The 17,704-nt window shown below is 50.2% G+C and carries 15 protein-coding genes; 9 read left to right on the top strand and 6 right to left on the bottom strand.

Features of this window, described 5'->3' with window-relative positions; translation table 11 throughout:
- The first annotated feature begins 72 nt into the window (after positions 1–72).
- Together pdeH and FOB24_RS24020 are read left to right on the top strand one after the other, a co-directional pair.
- Positions 73–840 carry a cyclic-guanylate-specific phosphodiesterase gene (gene pdeH / locus FOB24_RS24025; protein WP_038635128.1) on the top strand — a complete coding sequence of 256 codons (768 nt, stop codon included), beginning with the start codon at positions 73–75 and terminating at the stop codon, positions 838–840.
- 77 nt (positions 841–917) lie between these two features.
- Positions 918–2,978 (top strand): AsmA family protein, encoded by a 2,061-nt coding sequence (locus FOB24_RS24020; protein ID WP_150345542.1) that lies wholly within the window; start codon positions 918–920, stop codon positions 2,976–2,978.
- A 43-nt stretch (positions 2,979–3,021) separates the two neighbouring features.
- On the opposite strand, the gene FOB24_RS24015 is transcribed toward FOB24_RS24020, so the two are convergent.
- The 3 genes from FOB24_RS24015 to FOB24_RS24005 all read right to left on the bottom strand — a co-directional run bounded on the left by FOB24_RS24015 (position 3,022) and on the right by FOB24_RS24005 (position 6,666).
- Entirely contained in the window at positions 3,022–4,344 is a 1,323-nt protein-coding gene (locus FOB24_RS24015) for an MFS transporter (protein ID WP_069323751.1), read from the bottom strand.
- 349 nt (positions 4,345–4,693) lie between these two features.
- Positions 4,694–5,719, bottom strand: coding sequence for an inner membrane protein YhjD (yhjD, locus tag FOB24_RS24010; protein ID WP_121529674.1), 1,026 nt, complete (start codon positions 5,717–5,719; stop codon positions 4,694–4,696).
- Between the two features lie 47 nt (positions 5,720–5,766).
- Entirely contained in the window at positions 5,767–6,666 is a 900-nt protein-coding gene (locus tag FOB24_RS24005) for a LysR family transcriptional regulator (protein WP_038635118.1), read from the bottom strand.
- Between the two features lie 119 nt (positions 6,667–6,785).
- Here FOB24_RS24005 and FOB24_RS24000 point away from each other — a divergent pair, with 119 nt between their 5' ends.
- Positions 6,786–7,544 (top strand): SDR family NAD(P)-dependent oxidoreductase, encoded by a 759-nt coding sequence (locus tag FOB24_RS24000; protein ID WP_150345541.1) that lies wholly within the window; start codon positions 6,786–6,788, stop codon positions 7,542–7,544.
- A gap of 363 nt (positions 7,545–7,907) precedes the next feature.
- On the top strand, positions 7,908–8,510 hold the full coding sequence (locus FOB24_RS23995; protein ID WP_150345540.1) for a helix-turn-helix transcriptional regulator: 603 nt from the start codon (positions 7,908–7,910) through the stop codon (positions 8,508–8,510).
- 45 nt (positions 8,511–8,555) lie between these two features.
- Here the strand turns inward: FOB24_RS23995 and FOB24_RS23990 are convergent, their stop codons facing one another.
- Both FOB24_RS23990 and FOB24_RS23985 read right to left on the bottom strand, forming a co-directional pair.
- The gene (locus FOB24_RS23990; RefSeq protein ID WP_069323754.1) at positions 8,556–8,879 is read right to left on the bottom strand and encodes a glycoside hydrolase family protein; all 324 of its coding nucleotides are present in this window, start codon (positions 8,877–8,879) and stop codon (positions 8,556–8,558) included.
- 86 nt (positions 8,880–8,965) lie between these two features.
- On the bottom strand, positions 8,966–9,505 hold the full coding sequence (locus FOB24_RS23985; RefSeq protein ID WP_085049163.1) for a GNAT family N-acetyltransferase: 540 nt from the start codon (positions 9,503–9,505) through the stop codon (positions 8,966–8,968).
- A 167-nt stretch (positions 9,506–9,672) separates the two neighbouring features.
- On the opposite strand from FOB24_RS23985, the gene FOB24_RS23980 reads away from it, so the two are divergent.
- Positions 9,673–11,262: an STY4199 family HEPN domain-containing protein gene (locus FOB24_RS23980; protein ID WP_150345601.1), complete on the top strand. Its 1,590-nt coding sequence runs from the start codon at positions 9,673–9,675 to the stop codon at positions 11,260–11,262.
- A 27-nt stretch (positions 11,263–11,289) separates the two neighbouring features.
- On the opposite strand, the gene FOB24_RS23975 is transcribed toward FOB24_RS23980, so the two are convergent.
- Positions 11,290–12,939, bottom strand: coding sequence for an alpha,alpha-trehalase (locus tag FOB24_RS23975; RefSeq protein WP_032940627.1), 1,650 nt, complete (start codon positions 12,937–12,939; stop codon positions 11,290–11,292).
- A 427-nt stretch (positions 12,940–13,366) separates the two neighbouring features.
- On the opposite strand from FOB24_RS23975, the gene FOB24_RS23970 reads away from it, so the two are divergent.
- From FOB24_RS23970 to FOB24_RS23955, 4 genes are all read left to right on the top strand, one after another.
- Positions 13,367–14,764, top strand: coding sequence for a cytochrome-c peroxidase (locus FOB24_RS23970; protein WP_150345539.1), 1,398 nt, complete (start codon positions 13,367–13,369; stop codon positions 14,762–14,764).
- A 124-nt stretch (positions 14,765–14,888) separates the two neighbouring features.
- On the top strand, positions 14,889–15,608 hold the full coding sequence (locus FOB24_RS23965) for a GntR family transcriptional regulator (RefSeq protein ID WP_150345538.1): 720 nt from the start codon (positions 14,889–14,891) through the stop codon (positions 15,606–15,608).
- Positions 15,609–15,784: 176 nt separating this feature from the next.
- A complete protein-coding gene (fraB, locus tag FOB24_RS23960; protein ID WP_087857266.1) occupies positions 15,785–16,762 on the top strand; it encodes a 6-phosphofructose-aspartate deglycase in 978 nt (325 codons plus the stop codon).
- Between the two features lie 63 nt (positions 16,763–16,825).
- Complete coding sequence (locus tag FOB24_RS23955; protein ID WP_038635106.1) at positions 16,826–17,665, top strand: fructoselysine 6-kinase; 840 nt, start codon at positions 16,826–16,828, stop codon at positions 17,663–17,665.
- Positions 17,666–17,704: the final 39 nt, after the last annotated feature.

Genomic DNA, 17,704 nt, shown 5'->3' with positions numbered 1-17,704 from the left:
AGTTCTGCGCCTGAGCGCCGATAACCTTTGACGAGTCCGGTCAGTCACACTCTTATTTACAGGACATCTTTGATGATAAAGCAGGTTACCCAGCAGCTCATTACGCCCGATGCGAGTATCGAAAGCTTGCAGGCGAGACGCTATTGGCTGCAGTGCGAGCGTGCTTACACCTATCAGCCGATTTACCAGACCGACGGACGGCTGATGGCCGTTGAACTGCTGACCGTCGTGACCCATCCTGATAATCCTGCCCAACGTATTGCGCCAGATCGCTATTTTGCTGAAGTGGCCGTCCGACACCGTATAGAGGTCGTGAAAGAGCAGCTCCTGCAGCTTGAGCTGAAAAAGGACTTTTTCAGAGCCAATAACCTGCTGGCTTCAGTGAATGTCGATGGCCCAACGCTGATTGCGATGCGCCAGGATCCTGAAATCTTGAAAATCATCGAATGCCTGCCGTGGTTGCGTTTTGAGCTGGTGGAGCATATCCGCCTGCCGAAGGGGTCGTCGTTCGCCTCAATGTGCGAGTTTGGTCCCCTCTGGCTGGATGATTTTGGTACCGGAATGGCGAACTTCTCGGCCCTGAGCGAAGTGAGTTACGACTATATTAAAGTGGCGCGGGATCTGTTTGTCATGCTGCGCCAGACGCCGGAAGGCCGCAATCTCTTCACGCTGTTGTTACAGCTGATGAACCGCTATTGCCGCGGGGTGATTGTTGAAGGTGTTGAAACACTTGAAGAGTGGCGTGATGTGCAAAACTCACCGGCTTTCGCGGCGCAAGGCTATTTTCTTTCTCGTCCAGTACCTCTGCACACCCTCGAAGAGGTGATCCTGTCGCTTTGATTCGGATGTAGCGTCCCTCATTTTGCCCTGCTGGACTATCTTTAGGACAGGCAAGGAAGGAAGTGAGGACGCTAACTATGACAAAAGCAGGCAAAATAACCGTATCAGTATTAGGGGTTTTCTTGTTGTTGATCGTCGTATTCATCATTGTGATTGCGACATTTGACTGGAACCGGCTCAAACCGACCATCAACCAGAAAGTCTCTACAGAACTCAACCGGCCCTTCGCCATACGGGGCGATCTGGGCGTGGTTTGGGAGCGCCAGAAGCAGGAAACCGGCTGGCGTAGCTGGGTTCCGTGGCCGCACGTTCATGCCGAGGATATTATCCTTGGCAACCCGCCGGACATTCCCGACGTCACCATGGTGCATCTTCCCCGCGTGGAAGCCACGCTCGCGCCGCTGGCATTGCTGACAAAAACCGTCTGGCTACCGTGGGTCAAGCTGGTAAAGCCTGATGCGCGCCTTATTCGCCTGTCGGAGAAAAATAATAACTGGACTTTTACCCTCGCAGAAGCTGAAAACCGCGATCCCAATGCGCCGCCCTCTGCGTGGTCTTTCCGGCTGGATAATATTCTCTTCGATCAAGGACGCATCGCTATAAACGATAAGGTGACCCGCTCGGAGCTTGAGATCCTGGTCGATCCGCTGGGTAAGCCATTGCCTTTTAGCGAAGTGACGGGCGCAAAAAATAAAGAGAGTCAAACCCGCGTTGAGGACTATGTATTTGGTTTGCAGGCCAAAGGACGCTATAACGACGAACCGCTAAGCGGTAGCGGAAAAATAGGCGGGATGCTGGCGCTGAGGGGCGAAGGAACCCCTTTCCCGGTGCAGGCTGATTTCCGCTCGGGCAATACGCGCGTAGCATTTACCGGTACGGTAAATGACCCGATGAATATGGGTGGCGTGGATCTGCGGCTTAAATTCTCGGGTGATTCGCTAGGGGATTTGTACGATTTGACGGGGGTGCTGCTCCCGGATACGCCGCCGTTTGAAACCGACGGGCGTCTGGTGGCGAAAATCGATCCGGAAAAATCCTCTGTTTTTGATTACCGCGATTTTAATGGCCGTATTGGCGACAGCGATATTCATGGAACGCTAACTTATACGACCGGTAAGCCGCGTCCGAAACTGGAAGGGGACGTCGAATCACGCCAGCTGAGACTGGCTGATTTGGGACCGCTGATTGGTGTGGATTCGGGGAAAGGCGCGGAAAAGGCCAAACAGTCTGAACAGCGCAAAGGTGAGAAGAGCGTCCAGCCTGCCGATAAAGTCTTACCGTATGACCGTTTCGAAACTGACAAATGGAATGTGATGGATGCTGACGTACGTTTCAAAGGTCGGCGCATTGAACACGGCAGCAGCCTACCGATTAGCGATCTCTCCACCCATATCATCCTGAAAAATGCCGACCTGCGCCTGCAGCCGCTGAAATTTGGCCTGGCGGGAGGCAGCATTGTTTCCAGAATCCATCTGGAAGGGGATAAAAAGCCGATGCGTGGGCAGGCGGATATTCAGGCTCGCCGCCTGAAGCTAAAAGAGCTCATGCCGGATGTAGAACTGATGCAGAAAACGCTCGGTGAAATGAACGGTGACGCTAAATTTAGCGGCAGCGGAAACTCGGTGGCCGCGCTGTTGGGGAACAGCAATGGCAACCTGAAGCTGCTGATGAACGATGGCTTAATCAGCCGGAATCTGATGGAAATTGTGGGATTAAATCTGGGTAACTATCTCGTTGGTCAGATATTTGGTGACGATGAGGTCCGGGTGAACTGCGCGGCGGCGAATCTGGATATCGTTAACGGCGTGGCGCGTCCTCAAATCTTTGCTTTTGATACGGAAAATGCGGTGATCAATGTGACCGGGACCGCGAGTTTTGCCTCTGAGCAACTGGATTTAACCATCGATCCAGAGAGCAAAGGTATTCGTATTATTACGCTGCGTTCGCCGCTGTATGTTCGCGGGACCTTCAAGAACCCGCAGGCAGGTGTAAAAGCCGGGCCATTGATTGCGCGTGGTGCGGTTGCCGCCGCATTAGCCACGTTAGTCACTCCAGCGGCGGCACTGTTGGCGCTGATTTCTCCTTCCGAAGGGGAAGCCAACCAGTGCCGGGCGATACTGTCGCAAATGAAGAAGTGATGTCAGGCCGGATGCGATGGTTACACCGCATCCGGCAAAAGAATCATAATGACTGATGACGGGTCTCATGGGTTAACAGCAGCGCGATCAATGTCAACGCCGCCATCGATGCCAGATACGTTCCTACCGCTGCCAGACCGTAGTTAGCCTGCAGCCATGCGGCAATATACGGGGCAACGGAAGCGCCAAGAATCGACGAAACGTTATATGAGAATGATGCGCCCGTGTAGCGAACCTCGGTTGGGAACAGCTCCGGCAGCAACGCGCCCATCGGACCAAATGTCAGTCCCATCAGGCTTAAACCCAGCAGCAGGAAAGCGAACACCAGCGCCGGATTGCCAGATCCGAGCAGCGGTTTAAAGGCAAACAGCGCAAACAGAATGATAAGCGTGGTGATGATGAGCATGCTCTTGCGGCGACCAAACGCGTCGGCCAGCAGACCCGCCACTGGCACCATAACGCCAAAGCCAATTACCGCCATCATCAGCATCCACAACACTTCATTACGCGGCAGGCCAAGCCCTACAGGCGCGGCGGCTGTACTGAACGTCATCGAATAGACGGTCATGATATAGAACAGCGTATAGGTCGCCAGCATGATGAACGTGCCGAGGATCGTTACGCGAATATGCTTTGTCAGTAAGGTACCCAGCGGGATTTTCACCTGTTTTTTCGCTGCAGCGACTTTGGCGAAGACCGGGGACTCATGCAATGAAACGCGAACGTACAGGCCGATGATCACCAGTACCGCAGAGAAGATGAACGGTACGCGCCAGCCCCAGCTCATAAACTGTTCATCGGTCAGCAGCCAGGAGAGCAGCAGAAAAGTGCCGTTGGCGAAGAAAAAGCCGATAGGCGCGCCCAGTTGCGGGAATGATCCGTACAGCGCGCGTTTACGCGGCGGCGCGTTTTCCGTTGCCAGCAACGCCGCGCCGCCCCACTCACCGCCCAGACCTAAACCCTGACCAAAACGCGCCAGTGCCAGCAGCAACGGGGCGAAAATGCCGATAGTTTCATAGCCCGGCAGCAGGCCAATGACAACCGTTGAAATCCCCATGGTAAGCAGTGAAGCAACCAGCGTGACTTTACGGCCTACGCGATCGCCGAAATGGCCGAACACCGCGGAGCCGATTGGCCGGGCCACAAAAGCGATAGCGAAGGTGGCGAGGGACTGCAGCGTAGCCGCGGTCGGATCTCCCTGCGGGAAGAAAATATGGGGAAACACGATCACCGCGGCAGTCGCGTAGATATAGAAGTCGAAGAACTCAATGGCGGTACCAATGAGTGAGGCGACGACAACTTTATTGCGCGAGTTGACCGGGGTGTGTTCCTGTTCGTTGTCGAGTGTTGTGGCTGTTGCTTGCATAATATTTTCTTATTTTTGGCCGAACGAAAGGCCATATTACGCACAGCAAAAGCGATATTTCAATCTGTAACAAACCCTGCAATTGGTCAAAAAAAGAGCAAAAAGGGGATAATATTCAGGCTGAAGATTTCACTTCCATGAAATGCTTCACATAATTTAAAACTTGGATGATAAAACTGGTTTTTGGTTAAATAAAAGTTACGGGTTGGATTTATTCACTAAATCAGTAAGAACAGGCGGCATTATAATTGCCGGATGGCGCTGCGCTTATCCGGCCTACAAACTCACCCGTAGGCCGGATAAGACGCGTGCGTCACCATCCGGCAATTCACAACTAATCCGGCGGTGGCTATTGCGTTTTCCCCGGCATCCGCGGGTCATCTTTGTATTCCGCCGTGGCTATCCAGGCGGCGCAAAACAGCGTCAGACGAGCGAAGAAGTAGAAGAACGCCATCAGTCCAAGCACGGAACCAAACGCTGCGCCTGACGGCGATTGCACCAGTGACGGCAGCGTGTAGGTCATGATCATTTTGATAACTTCAAACCCCAGCGCCGCGATAAATGTGCCGCGAATGAGTGCTTTCTTACGTGGTCGGTGACGCGGCAGTCGCCAGAAAATCCAGAAGAAAAGCAAATAGTTGGCGAAAATAGAGATGGTCAGGCCGATCAGGCGCCAGGCGGGCTTCAGCCATTCGATGCCGTCGAGATATAGCGCAGAGATAATCATCTGCTGGGCGGAACCGGCGATAGAAGTAATGGACAGAGTGACAATCAGCGCAATCAACAAACCAATCAATGAAACAAAATCGCGCAGGTATTTAACCCAAATTTTTTCCTGATCCTGCGGCGTACGCTCCCAGACATCTCGCGACTGGGCACGAATCGCTTCGCGCAGATTACCCATCCAGTTAATCCCGGAATAAAGGGCGATCCCAAGCCCGACCAGACCCACGGTGGTTCGCTGCTGAACGGCAGTGTTAATGGTGTTTTTTAACGTGGAGGCGAGCGTCGGGTCGCTGACGTTAAGCAGTATTTTGCTGAAGATATCCTGCAACAGCGTAGGGTGGGAGGCGAGAATAAAACCGGCGGCGGCAAATGACACCATCAGGATAGGGATCATCGACAGGAACGAGAAGTAGGTGATAGCGGCGCCAAACTGGTTTCCCATGCGGTCATTAAAACGCTCTGCGGCTCGAATCATATGGGCGATGACGGGCTGGCGTTGAATTTTATCGGCGAGGGTCAGGGCTGTTTGCAATGCCTGGTTGGTCGTACCGTTGGTTTCTGTTTTTTCACGCTCCTGGGTCTCAATTTTTGGGATCGGTGCGTGCTCAAGTTCCTGAATGGGGCGTTTTATCTCTTTTTCCTGCGTCATCAGGCCAGTATTCCTTGTTCTGTTCATTCTCAAGACAGTATAGCTTGTCAGTCCACATAATCTTTCATTACGCCGGTCAGCCATTCCATAAACAGATGAACCCGGCGGGAGAGGTTGCGGCGATGCGGATACAACAGAGAAACCGGCATCGGCTCGGCACGATACTGCCCTAACACCTCGACCAGCGTACCGGCGCGCAGGGCGTCGCGTACGCCGACGCGTGGCACCTGAATAATGCCCAGGCCGGCAAGGCACGCTGCATGATAGGTTTCCGTGCTGTTCACCGTCAGCATGCCGCCGGTTTTAACCCATTGAGTACCGTTGCCTGTCGCCACCTCGAAACCTTGCGCACGCGTTCCCAGGTTCACCGAGTAATGCACCACCGCATGCGAGGCTAAATCTTCCAGGCTTTCCGGATAGCCAAAGCGGGCCAGATATTCTGGGCTGGCGCAGTTAATCTGCGTGAGTTTACCCAGCGGACGGGCAATCAGCCCTGAATCTTTCAGCGTACCTACGCGTACGACGCAGTCGAAACCTTCGCGGATCAAGTCCACCAGCCGATCGCTGCTGCTGAGTTCGAGTTCAAGTCCCGGATATTGATGCAAGAAGGCTGCCAGGCGAGGCATCACCAAATTTCTCGCGACGCCCACCGGCATATCCACGCGCAGCTTGCCGCTGATACTGGCCGAATCGTGATGGAATAGGCCATCCAGTTCATCCAGATTGCTTAGCAGATCTTTCGCGCGTTCATAATAGATCATGCCGTCTTGTGTGAGCTGGACGCGTCGGGTGGTGCGGTGCAACAGCTGCGTGCCCAGATGATTTTCCAGGGCCTGGATTTGTCGCGATACGCTACCTTTAGGTAGTCCAAGGGTGTCCGCCGCACGCGAAAAACTCTCCAGTTCTGCGACGCGGATGAACAACTGCATTGCGTGAATTTTATCCATTCTCATGCCCTATTGTTGTTCTGTATGAAACAGTAATGCGCAATCAGCGATATTTATTGTTTTTCTACCACCTAATAAGCTTTGTCTCAATCTTCACTACACATGAAATGAGGTTTCTTATGACGCAACGTATCGCATTGGTGACCGGCGGTGGTCGTGGACTCGGTAAAAACGCGGCGCTTAAGCTGGCAAGCAAAGGAATCGGTATCATCCTGACGTGGAACAGCAATGAAAAAGAAGCGCTGCAGGTTGTGGATGAAATTCGCCAATCTGGCGGTAAAGCAGCGGCATTACCGTTGAATGTCGGGGATATTTCAACATTCCCTCAGTTTATAAAACAGGTGCGGGAAACCTTACAGACCCAGTGGCAAAGCGACACCTTTGATTATTTATTGAACAATGCCGGGATTGGTATTAACGCGCCGTATCCGGCGTTCACCGAAGCGCAATTTGATCAACTTTTGAATATCCATTTTAAAGGTCCTTTTTTCCTGACGCAGAACCTTTTACCGCTGATGAACAGAGGCGGCAGGATCCTCAATGTTTCAACCGGACTCGCGCGCTTTGCGCTGCCGGGTTACAGCGCATACGCGGCTATGAAAGGGGCGATGGAAGTGTTAACCCGTTATCAGGCAAAAGAGCTGGGGGAGCGCGGAATTACGGCCAATATTATTGCCCCCGGCGCGATAGAAACCGATTTTAGCGGTGGAAATGTGCGGGATAACACGCAACTGAATGCGTACATTGCTTCGCAAACAGCGTTGGGGCGCGTTGGTTTGCCGGATGATATCGGTGACGCGATTGCCGCGTTGCTCAGCGATGAGCTGGCGTGGATGACGGCGCAGCGTATTGAGGTCTCCGGCGGAATGTTCCTGTAACCCGTCGTGTCTTATTCAGCCAGATATTGGCTGAATAAGCATTTAATGCGATTTTTTATTTTGTAACATATTTGAATGATGGTTGGCATTCCTTATTTTTCGACAAAAATATAGACTGCATATAATTAATATTAATTAATATACATGAGCGTCAAAATATAAGAATTTACTTAATATGTTTCTCTGTTTTTGTTTCTTTGTGTGATTCTGTTGATTGAGCTGTAACTAATCATAATTTCTGCTTCTTTCTTCTACGACTATCGGTACAATGGCCCCCCGCCAAATGGTGACTTCTTATTTTACCCTATGGGTAATACCCTTCCGCGCGCTAAGGCTAATATCTTATTCAGACGGAGATAAATAATGCAGTTAATAATGTTTGACAGGCAGTCAATATTTATTCATGGAATGAATGTAAGTTTACAGCAACGTATTCCAGGAGTGGATGTTCAGGGTGTCAGTCAGACAGATGACCTGTGGCAGAAGCTGGAAGACAGCCCTGATGCAATGGTAATGCTGGATGGCGATCTTGATGCTGAGTTCTGCCGCAGCTTGCTGCAACAGATCGCGCAACGCTATTCGGCGGTAAAAGTGCTGGTAACAGCAACGGATTGCCGGAAAAGATGGCTACAGGAGGTCACGCATTTAAACGTGCTGGCCATTGTTCCACGTGACTCTGACGCGGAAACCTTCACACTGGCGCTCAATAGTGTCGCGATGGGCATGATGTTTATCCCCAGAGACTGTATTACAGCGGCTGAGAGTAGCCGCCAAAATATAAGATCGCTCAGTGCGCGTCAGCGAGAAATTCTGACTATGCTGGCCGCGGGCGAGTCGAATAAACAAATTGGCCGACTGTTAAATATCAGTACCGGAACGGTAAAAGCCCATCTTGAGTCGCTTTACCAGCGTCTGGAGGTAAAAAATCGTACGCAGGCGGCAATGATGTTAAACGACGCTATTTAATTGACGTAAATTTCACAGTCAGAAAATTTCTGGCTGTGAAATAGCTTAAGGCCAAATTTCTGTCATGTTAAATCGGGTTATTCCCACGCTGAATATCCACGCAATTAACGTCTCTTGTTGAAACCGATCTTTTATTTGCGGTTTTTTTTCATATAGTAACGCCTCACAGAGATGCAGATCGGCGAGCAGAAGTGCTTCTGCCTGCATTAGCGTAATCGGGGTGTCAAAGGTTTCGTCTGCGGCAATTTCATGCCCGTAACCTATCACCCAAATTCCATGTTTATCCTGATACTTTTCCAGCGACAGGCCTTGCCATTGCTTAATAAATGCGACACAGGCGGGTGTGAAGTGCGTTGAACGGAGCGGCATAATACTCTCTGAGTAAAGAGATATATTTTAAGAAATCCACTCCGTTACGCCAGTTGCCATATAGCCAGTTTTTACAGCAAAACGCCTTATGGCATTGGCGGCTGATATTCACGTTTTAACAGGCCGAAAAGCCAGTCATCGCGCCAGGTTTGTTGTAGCCAGTAGCTTTCCCGCAACGTACCTTCGTGAATGAACCCAATCTTTTCCAGTAGACGTCTTGAGGCTTCGTTTCCTGCGGTGACGCAGGCTGTCAGCCGGCGGAGTCCGCCGTGGGTAAATGCGTAATCGCAAACGGCATGCAGGGATTCAGTGCCATAACCTTTACCCTGTGCCTCGGGAGTAAGCAAAAAACCGACCTCGGCACATTCATTGTTTTCATGAATATATCCAGTCACCCCCAGCGGCGTTCCCGAAGCCTTATCGCACAGCACCAGGCAAAGCCAGTGCGGGCTGCCGGGGGACCACTCTGGTAAGCGTGAATGAAAGGCTGCCTGTATCTCTTGTTCTGTGCGCGTATCAGCGACAAAGCGCATCACATCAGCGTTCTGCTGTAACGTTAAAAAGAACGCCCAATCTTCAATATTCAATGGACGACAGATCAGGCGCGATGTTTTCAATACGGGCACGGACATATCTCCTGAATAATTTTCCATGATTGTGCGGAAGTCACTGTAAAACAGATTTATTTGCTATATGAATGTGTTTTAGTCTACGTCGATACACATCTGCTTTTATAGAAAATAACGACATACCATTGTGAGGCCGCACGTTTTGGGTCCTGTTAGGGAAGATGATGACCAATAGCGCATTACAAGCGACATGTACACCCTTTGAACGTTGTCTGGCGATCATCCGTCAGGCATCGGTAGAAATATTGCTGCTGTTAGGCGTGCATGTCGCAGAGGGTAAAGAGCCGCGATGGTTCCTTGAGCAGCTTGACCAGGCCAGATTGAATCTGGGCGGCTGGGGAGCTGTCGCCAGACGTTTGCAGATGAACGATGCGCAATTGAGCCAGTTCACTCTACGGCTGCGTCATCTGCAGCAGAGCGTGCCGCAGTATGAAAATGGCCAGGACGTCAGTGAAAACCAGCTGATTTCTGCGCTACGCTTCGTGGCGTCTCTGGAACAATTGCGTCAGCAACAGCCCATCCTGAAGTATGAAACTGAGATTGAACGTGCAGAGCCGGAAGCACAGATCCACGCGCAGCGTCAGCTTCGTGCAATAGAATTAACGCTCAAATCGCTTATCGCACGGGTATGGCCGGATCAACATCCACTCAACAGCTTCCTGAAACAGCACTTCGGTGGGGAACGCCTGCGCCGTTGGTTAAAACTGGGTGACAGTCGGGATGCGCTGGACGGCATGATGTTTAGCGAGCTGGCGCTTATGGTCGTGGATAAGAAATTGTTTGTACGCCACTTTACCCAGATTTTTAACGACACCTCGGTGCTGACGTTGTTTGTCGAACCACGTCTTACGTTGCGTATGTTTCTGGATGATTGCCGGCTGGCCCGCAACGGCGTCATCGCGCAGCAGCCGCTGACCTCAGTACAACTGATGCTGCTGGATTGTCAGTACCGACAGATTACTCACCCTGTACAACGGGCATTTGCAGAAAGGCGTACGCGTGTTAATCCCGCGTCATATCTGGAGTCTGATGAGACGACCGTCCGCCAGTTCTGGGAAATGGCAAAGCAAAAGGATGAGCAGGCGGGGGGCGACAAACAGGAAATCGCCGACAGTATTGATCCGCCGGAGAAGCGAGCAAAGCGCACCGCGGAGGAGCGTGAACAGCTGATTTCAGGCATGTTGTGGGTCGCGGTCGGCGTGATGGTGCTGGTGATTTCGCTGGGTGCGTTCTGGTTATTCACTTCGCCAGCGCCACAGGCGTCATCCGGACAATCCGTTGAAATCGTGCAGGAGGAACCGCGCCGTGATGCACCTTCCGCACGGGAATCTGTGACCCGAATGGGTATCACCTGGGATGCCTTTAACATGCGCGCGGCTATCGATCGCAACGATACCCGTGTGACGTCACTGTTCCTGCAGGGCGGGATGGACTGGAAGCTGGCGTGGACGGAACAAGCATTCGCTGCGGGCAATACCGAGGTGTTGAGACTGCTGCTGCGTTATCCTGCGCAGATGAACGAGAGCAAACCTTGCAGACAGTTTATGAGTACGCTCAGTCATGCCATGTCGAATGGGGCGTCACTCACTTCCTTGCACAAAAGCTACCTGCAAAGTTTTTGTTCGGTTCCGGCGGTTATCGCACGTCAACAGTATGATCTTGAGCAGGCTCAGCTCCGCGCTCGCGCAGAACCCAGCCCGGAGAACAAGAAATGGCAAAAAATTCATACTGAACTCTACGATGCGATTAACTAACGGCCTGAGGAGTCAGGCCGCCAGCGGCTAAGGTTCGCCATACAGCCCGATGAGTCGGCGCACCACGCCGTTTGTCCAGCCAAAGCCGTCCTGCAGCGGATATTCCCCGCCGCCGCCTTCGCGCGGCATGCCGTCGGCAATATGGTATTTTTCGATAAGCTTGTGGTGTTCCTGGTAAAAGAGATTCACCGTTTTCAACCAGTTACGGGCAATTTCATCCCCGAGATGGTCGTCGCCATACAATTTGAAACCTTGAATAGCCATCCATTGCAGCGGCGCCCAGCCGTTGGGTTTATCCCACTGCTCACCGGTTTCATGTTCTGTGGCTAAAATACCCCCTGGCGTTAGCAGGCGGCTGCGTACCGCATTGGCCAGCCGGTCGGCTTGTTCATGCGTTGCCATGCCGACATACAGCGGTACGATACTGGCGGCAGAGAAGAGGGCCATTTGTTCACGTCGCCAGTCATAATCGCGATAGCAGCCGTTTTCATCATCCCATAAGTAGCGATTCACCGCATCGCGGCGGTCATTGGCTTTCTGGCGAAACAGCGCTTCAGCTTCTTTGTCACCTTTCAGCGCCGAAATATTGGCGATGGCGCTCTCCAGCTTGTAGAGGAACGCGTTCAGATCAATTGGGATGAATTGTGTCGTGCGTATGCTGGCAAGGCGGCCTGCATCGCGTAGCCAGCGTGAGGAGTAATCCCATCCCGATGCCGCGCCTGCACGCAAATCGCGATACACCTCATTGGGCGGTCGACCTGAATGCTTGGCGGTCTCGACGTCTTCAAGCCACGATTCATCGCGCGGCGTATCACGATCGTCCCAATAGCGGTTGAGCAAGGATCCGTCCGACATTCTGATTACGTGGCGGTAGGCCTGGTTGAGCACCAGCGAATCGGCGCCATCCATCCAGAACGCGTACTCCATTTTTAGATGATCAAGATAACGGCGCGCGCCACGTACGCCATCCTCTTCAAACAGTTCCACCATCAGCGCAAAGACCGGCGGCTGCGAGCGGCTCAGGTAGTACGTTCGATTACCGTTTGGGATGTGACCATAATTTTCGATCATCCAGGCAAAGTTATCCGCCATACATTTCAGCAGATCTTCGCGACCGCTCTCCGCCAGACCCAGCATGGTGAAATAGGAATCCCAGTAGTAGGTTTCGCTAAAACGTCCGCCAGGCACAATATATGACTGCGGTAACGGCAGCAACGAGGACCAGGGAATGTGGTCCTGCGGTTCGCGCGTCAGCACTGGCCACAATTGATCGATATGCTCTTTCAGCGAATTTGCCGGGTCAGAGACGTATTCGCTGGAGGGCGTTTCCGGGAGCCAGAAATGGTTCTCAACAAAGCGTTTCAGGTCAAAGTCCCGATGGCGTTTGACCTTGCGATAACGGATCAAAATATCCAGCGGATCCATTTTGGGCGCACAGTCGGGGAAGGTTTTGCTATCGGCAAACAGTTTCGACGACTGGACATGTTCGAACAGCTCAAGGTAACGATCGGCCGGGGTTAACGCATCTGAGGCGGGCAGCCCTTCAATCATCTCCGGCTCAGGCTCTGCCTCAATCATTTCATCCAGCTTTAACTCGCACGGATCCATTTCATAAAGCAGATCGATGTCGATCGTCAGTTCTTCAGAAGGGGCGTGGGGTAGTTTCTGGTTGAGCATAATGAGAAAGACCTCCGATGGACGTTGAAATTGTAAGGCTGTTGCCCGGTCGTCAGTTAAGCGTAGACATTCGCTTCGGTATTGGCTGAGTAAAGCGTGCGGTTGATCACGTTTTAGTGTTGAGCATTATTTAAAAAATTAAACTATCCCAATGATAATAATGAATAATTCAGAATCGTGCGCGACCTGAAGATATTCCATTTTCAGAACATTCGATTGCAACGAGGTGTGAACGAAACCTGCTAATGGCTTAACGCTATAATAGGCACAGGCTATTCTATTGATAGTTCTCCTCCATGTAATTGCTTGATACTTATCAAAATAGTAATCCCCTCATTTCCTATGATGGTCAAGTCTGACAAAGACTGTGCATTAATTATTCTAATTTTTCTGGGTCACAATAACTCACAACGGTGAGGGTAAAATAATGAAAATCATTACCCGTCTTACCGCGATTGCCATAGCTGGCATCGTGATTTGTTATTTTGGATTATCCGGTTATGTGTGGTATCACGATAATCAACGGAGCAAACAGGCTGATGTTCAGGCCTCTTCGCTGGAAGCAAATAATAAAGTTTTAGGATTCTTGCGCGAAAAAGGATGTGATTATTGTCACACCCCTTCGGCTGAATTACCTTTCTATTCTTCTTTTCCTGTCGCTAAGCAGTTGATGAATTACGACATTCAACTGGGATATAAATCTTTCAATCTTGAGGCCGTTCGTGCGGCGCTGGTCGCGGATAAACCCGTTTCGCAAAGCGACCTGAATAAAATTGAATGGGTGATGCAGTACGAAACCATGCCGCCGACGCGTTATACCGCGCTGCACTGGGCCGGTAAGGTGAGCGATGCGGAGCGCGAAGACATTTTGGGCTGGGTCGCCAAACAGCGTGAGCAGTATTACGCCAGTAAAGATACCGCCGAGCAGCATCGTAATGAACCCGTACAGCCAATACCAGAAAGCATCCCGACTGATGCCCGGAAGGTGGCGCTTGGCTTTACGCTTTATCACGATCCGCGTATTTCCGGCGACAGCACGATCTCTTGCGCGCACTGTCATGCCCTGAATGCGGGTGGTGTGGATGGCCGGAAAACGTCAATTGGCGTAGGCGGAGCGGTCGGGCCGATCAACGCGCCAACGGTGTTTAACTCAGTCTTTAACGTGGAACAGTTCTGGGATGGCCGTGCGCCGACATTACAGGCGCAGGCAGGTGGTCCGCCGTTGAACCCGATTGAAATGGCATCTAAATCCTGGGATGAAATTATCCAGAAGCTGGATAAAGATCCGCTCTTGAAGCAAGAATTTATTGCGGTTTATCCACAGGGATTCAGCGGAGATAATATTACCGATGCGATTGCTGAATTTGAGAAAACGCTGATCACGCCAAATTCACCGTTTGATAAGTGGTTACGTGGTGATGAGGAGGCGTTAACGGCTCAGCAAAAACATGGCTATCAGTTGTTTAAGGAAAATAAGTGCGCGACCTGTCATGGCGGTATTATTTTAGGCGGACGCTCATTTGAACCATTAGGTTTGAAAAAGGACTTTAATTTCGGCGAAGTCACTGCCGCAGATATTGGCCGGATGAACGTTACCAATGAGCTACGTGACAAGCTACGTCAGAAAGTCCCTGGATTACGTAACGTTGCGCTGACTGCGCCTTATTTCCATCGCGGTGATGTGCCTACGCTCGATGGTGCGGTCAAACTGATGCTGCGTTATCAGGTGGGTAAGGAACTGCCGCAGGAAGATATCGACGATATCGTGGCGTTCCTAGAAAGTCTGAACGGGGTTTATACGCCGTATATGCAGAACCATCAGTAATTTCAATATGATAAATCGGCCACCAGATTGATTTTGTGGCCGATTTTCTTTTTTTATGCCAGCAAATGTCAGGTAAATAGTTATAATACATGTCATGGTATTCTAATAATACAAACGGATACAAATGATGGAGCAACCTGACAGCAATAGCGCAAAACCTCTCTATAAACAGCTTGAGGCATCCTTGAAAGAGGCGATTTTGCGCGGTGAATACAAGCCCGGTCAGCAGATCCCCACAGAAAATGAACTCAGTAGCCAGTGGCAGGTTAGTCGTGTAACGGTGCGTAAAGCTCTGGATGCTCTAACGCGTGAAAATCTTCTGACGCGTGTTTCTGGCAAGGGAACGTTTGTCAGCAATGAAAAGTTTCAGCGCAGCATGACCGGGATTATGAGCTTTAGCGAGTTGTGTCAGTCCCAGGGGCGGCGGCCCGGCTCCCGAACTATCAAATCGGTTTTTGAATCGGTGGATAACGAGACCAGCGCCTCGCTGGGAATGGCTGAAAAAGAGAAAGCGGTAGTCATTGAACGTATTCGTTATGCTGACGATATTCCCGTTTCGCTGGAAACCATCCAGTTACCTCCTCGTTTTGCCTTTCTGCTGCAAGAGGACCTCAATAATCATTCGTTATACGCTTGCTTACGTGAAAAATATGGGCTGTGGTTTACCCATTCGCGCAAAATGATTGAGCTAGTTTATGCAAGCTTTGAGATTGCTCACTATCTTGGGGTGAGTGAAAATTATCCTCTGATTTTAATTAAGAGTGAAATGATTGATAACAAAGGAGAATTATCTTGTGTGTCCCGTCAGTTGATCGTTGGCGACAAGATTCGATTCACCGTATAGGTCCTCCTCTTACATCTTTGATACTGGCTAAAATCGGGATCCGTGTCGCGGATCCCGATTTTTTATGGTTCTTACGTTGATCAAATGTCTTTAAATGTATTATAAAAACACAAATACATTAAGAGTCATTTTGTAGGCGATATCCGCCTGTATGATTGATTGAACCAGAGGGAACCATAATGAGCATTAAAGAAATTGTGAACGATATTGTGGCCAGCCAGGCGGAAAAAGGGGGGACTAAACATGTTTACTATGTTGCCTGTGGTGGGTCTTATGCCGCGTTCTACCCGGCAAAAGCATTCTTAGAAAAAGAGTCAAAAACGCTGAGCGTGGGCCTTTACAACAGTGGGGAATTTATCAGTAACCCGCCTGTTGCGCTGGGTGAAAATGCCGTCGTTGTTGTTGCTTCGCATAAAGGCAATACCCCTGAAACCACGAAGGCGGCAGAAATTGCACGCCTGCATGGCGCGACCGTTATTGGGCTTACCTGGGTTATGGATTCACCTTTGGTTGCGCATTGTGATTATGTTGAGACCTATACCTTCGGCGAGGGAAAAGATGTCGCTGAAGAGAAGACGATACAATGTTTGCTTACTGCGGTAGAGCTTCTTCAGCAAACAGAAGGCTATGTTCACTATGACGATTTCCTGGATGGCGTCAGTAAAATTAACCGTATTGTATATCGTGCTTGCGAGCATGTGGCTGAACGGGCACAAGCATTTGCTCAAGAATATAAAGACGATAAAGTTATTTATACTGTTGCCAGTGGGGCGGGCTATGGCGCGTCATATTTACAAAGTATCTGCATATTTATGGAAATGCAGTGGATTCATTCAGCCTGTATTCACAGCGGTGAATTCTTCCACGGACCGTTCGAAATTACGGATGCTAATACACCATTTTTCGTACAGCTTTCTGAAGGTAGTACCCGCCCGGTCGATGAGCGTGCATTAGATTTTCTGAAAAAATATGGTCAGCGAATTGAAGTGATAGACGCGAAAGAGTTAGGGTTGTCGACTATCAAAACTACGGTTATTGATTACTTTAACCATTCTCTCTTCAATAATGTTTACCCTGTCTACAACCGAGCGCTTGCTGAAGCTCGCCAGCATCCGCTCACTACACGTCGTTATATGTGGAAAGTAGCATACTGATTACTAAAGGATTAAGGTAAAAGCAGGGACGCTTTTTAAGATTTTATAGAGCAGGGTATTATTATGAGTATTCGCGTAATAGGTATAGGTGACAATGTCGTCGATAAATACCTTCATTCTGGAATGATGTATCCAGGTGGCAATGCCTTAAATTTTTCTGTCTACGCAAAGCAAGCCGGTGCTTCAAGCGCCTTCATGGGGGCGTTTGGGAATGATGACGCGGCAAAACATATACAAGATGTATTGCATAAGTTACAGATAGATATTACCCATAGTCGGCATTATGAGGGGGAGAACGGTTACGCCTGTATTCGCCTCAATAATGGCGATCGTGAGTTTGTCACCAGTAATAAAAATGGTGTTTTACGCGAACATCCCTTCATGCTGACGGTGGATGATCTGCGATACATTGCCAGTTTTGACTTAGTTCACACCAGTATTAATGGTTATCTTGAAAGTGAGCTGGAAAAAATAAAACAGAAAAATATCATGATATCATTCGATTTTTCTGGACGTGGCACCGATGATTATTTCGCAAGAGTATGCCCATGGGTAGATTATGGCTTCATTTCCTGTAGTGGCATCTCACCAGATGAAACCAAAGAAAAAATAAATAAGCTTTACCAATACGGTTGTCGACATATTATTGCAACCTGCGGGCATGAACGTGTTTATTATTTTTCCGCTGGTGGTTTTCTTGACTGGACGCCGAAATATATTGAGCCAGTAGATACCCTGGGGGCAGGTGATGCGTTTTTAACCGGATTTATGCTCTCCATTATCCAATCAGGTACAGCTGAGCCCGATCGAGAAAGGGTGCTGTGCGCCATGCAGGCTGGTGGTAAATCTGCAGCGAATGTTTTGTCTGATTACGGTGCATTCGGTTTTGGTAAACCGTATTAACCCTGTTAACGCTGTTCCACTCATGTAACCCAACATTCA

The sequence above is a fragment of the Citrobacter werkmanii genome, assembly GCF_008693645.1.
Taxonomy (GTDB): Bacteria; Pseudomonadota; Gammaproteobacteria; order Enterobacterales; family Enterobacteriaceae; genus Citrobacter; species Citrobacter werkmanii.
The sequence above is the reverse complement of the archived record's forward strand: the minus strand, read 5'-3'. Positions and strand labels throughout refer to the sequence as shown.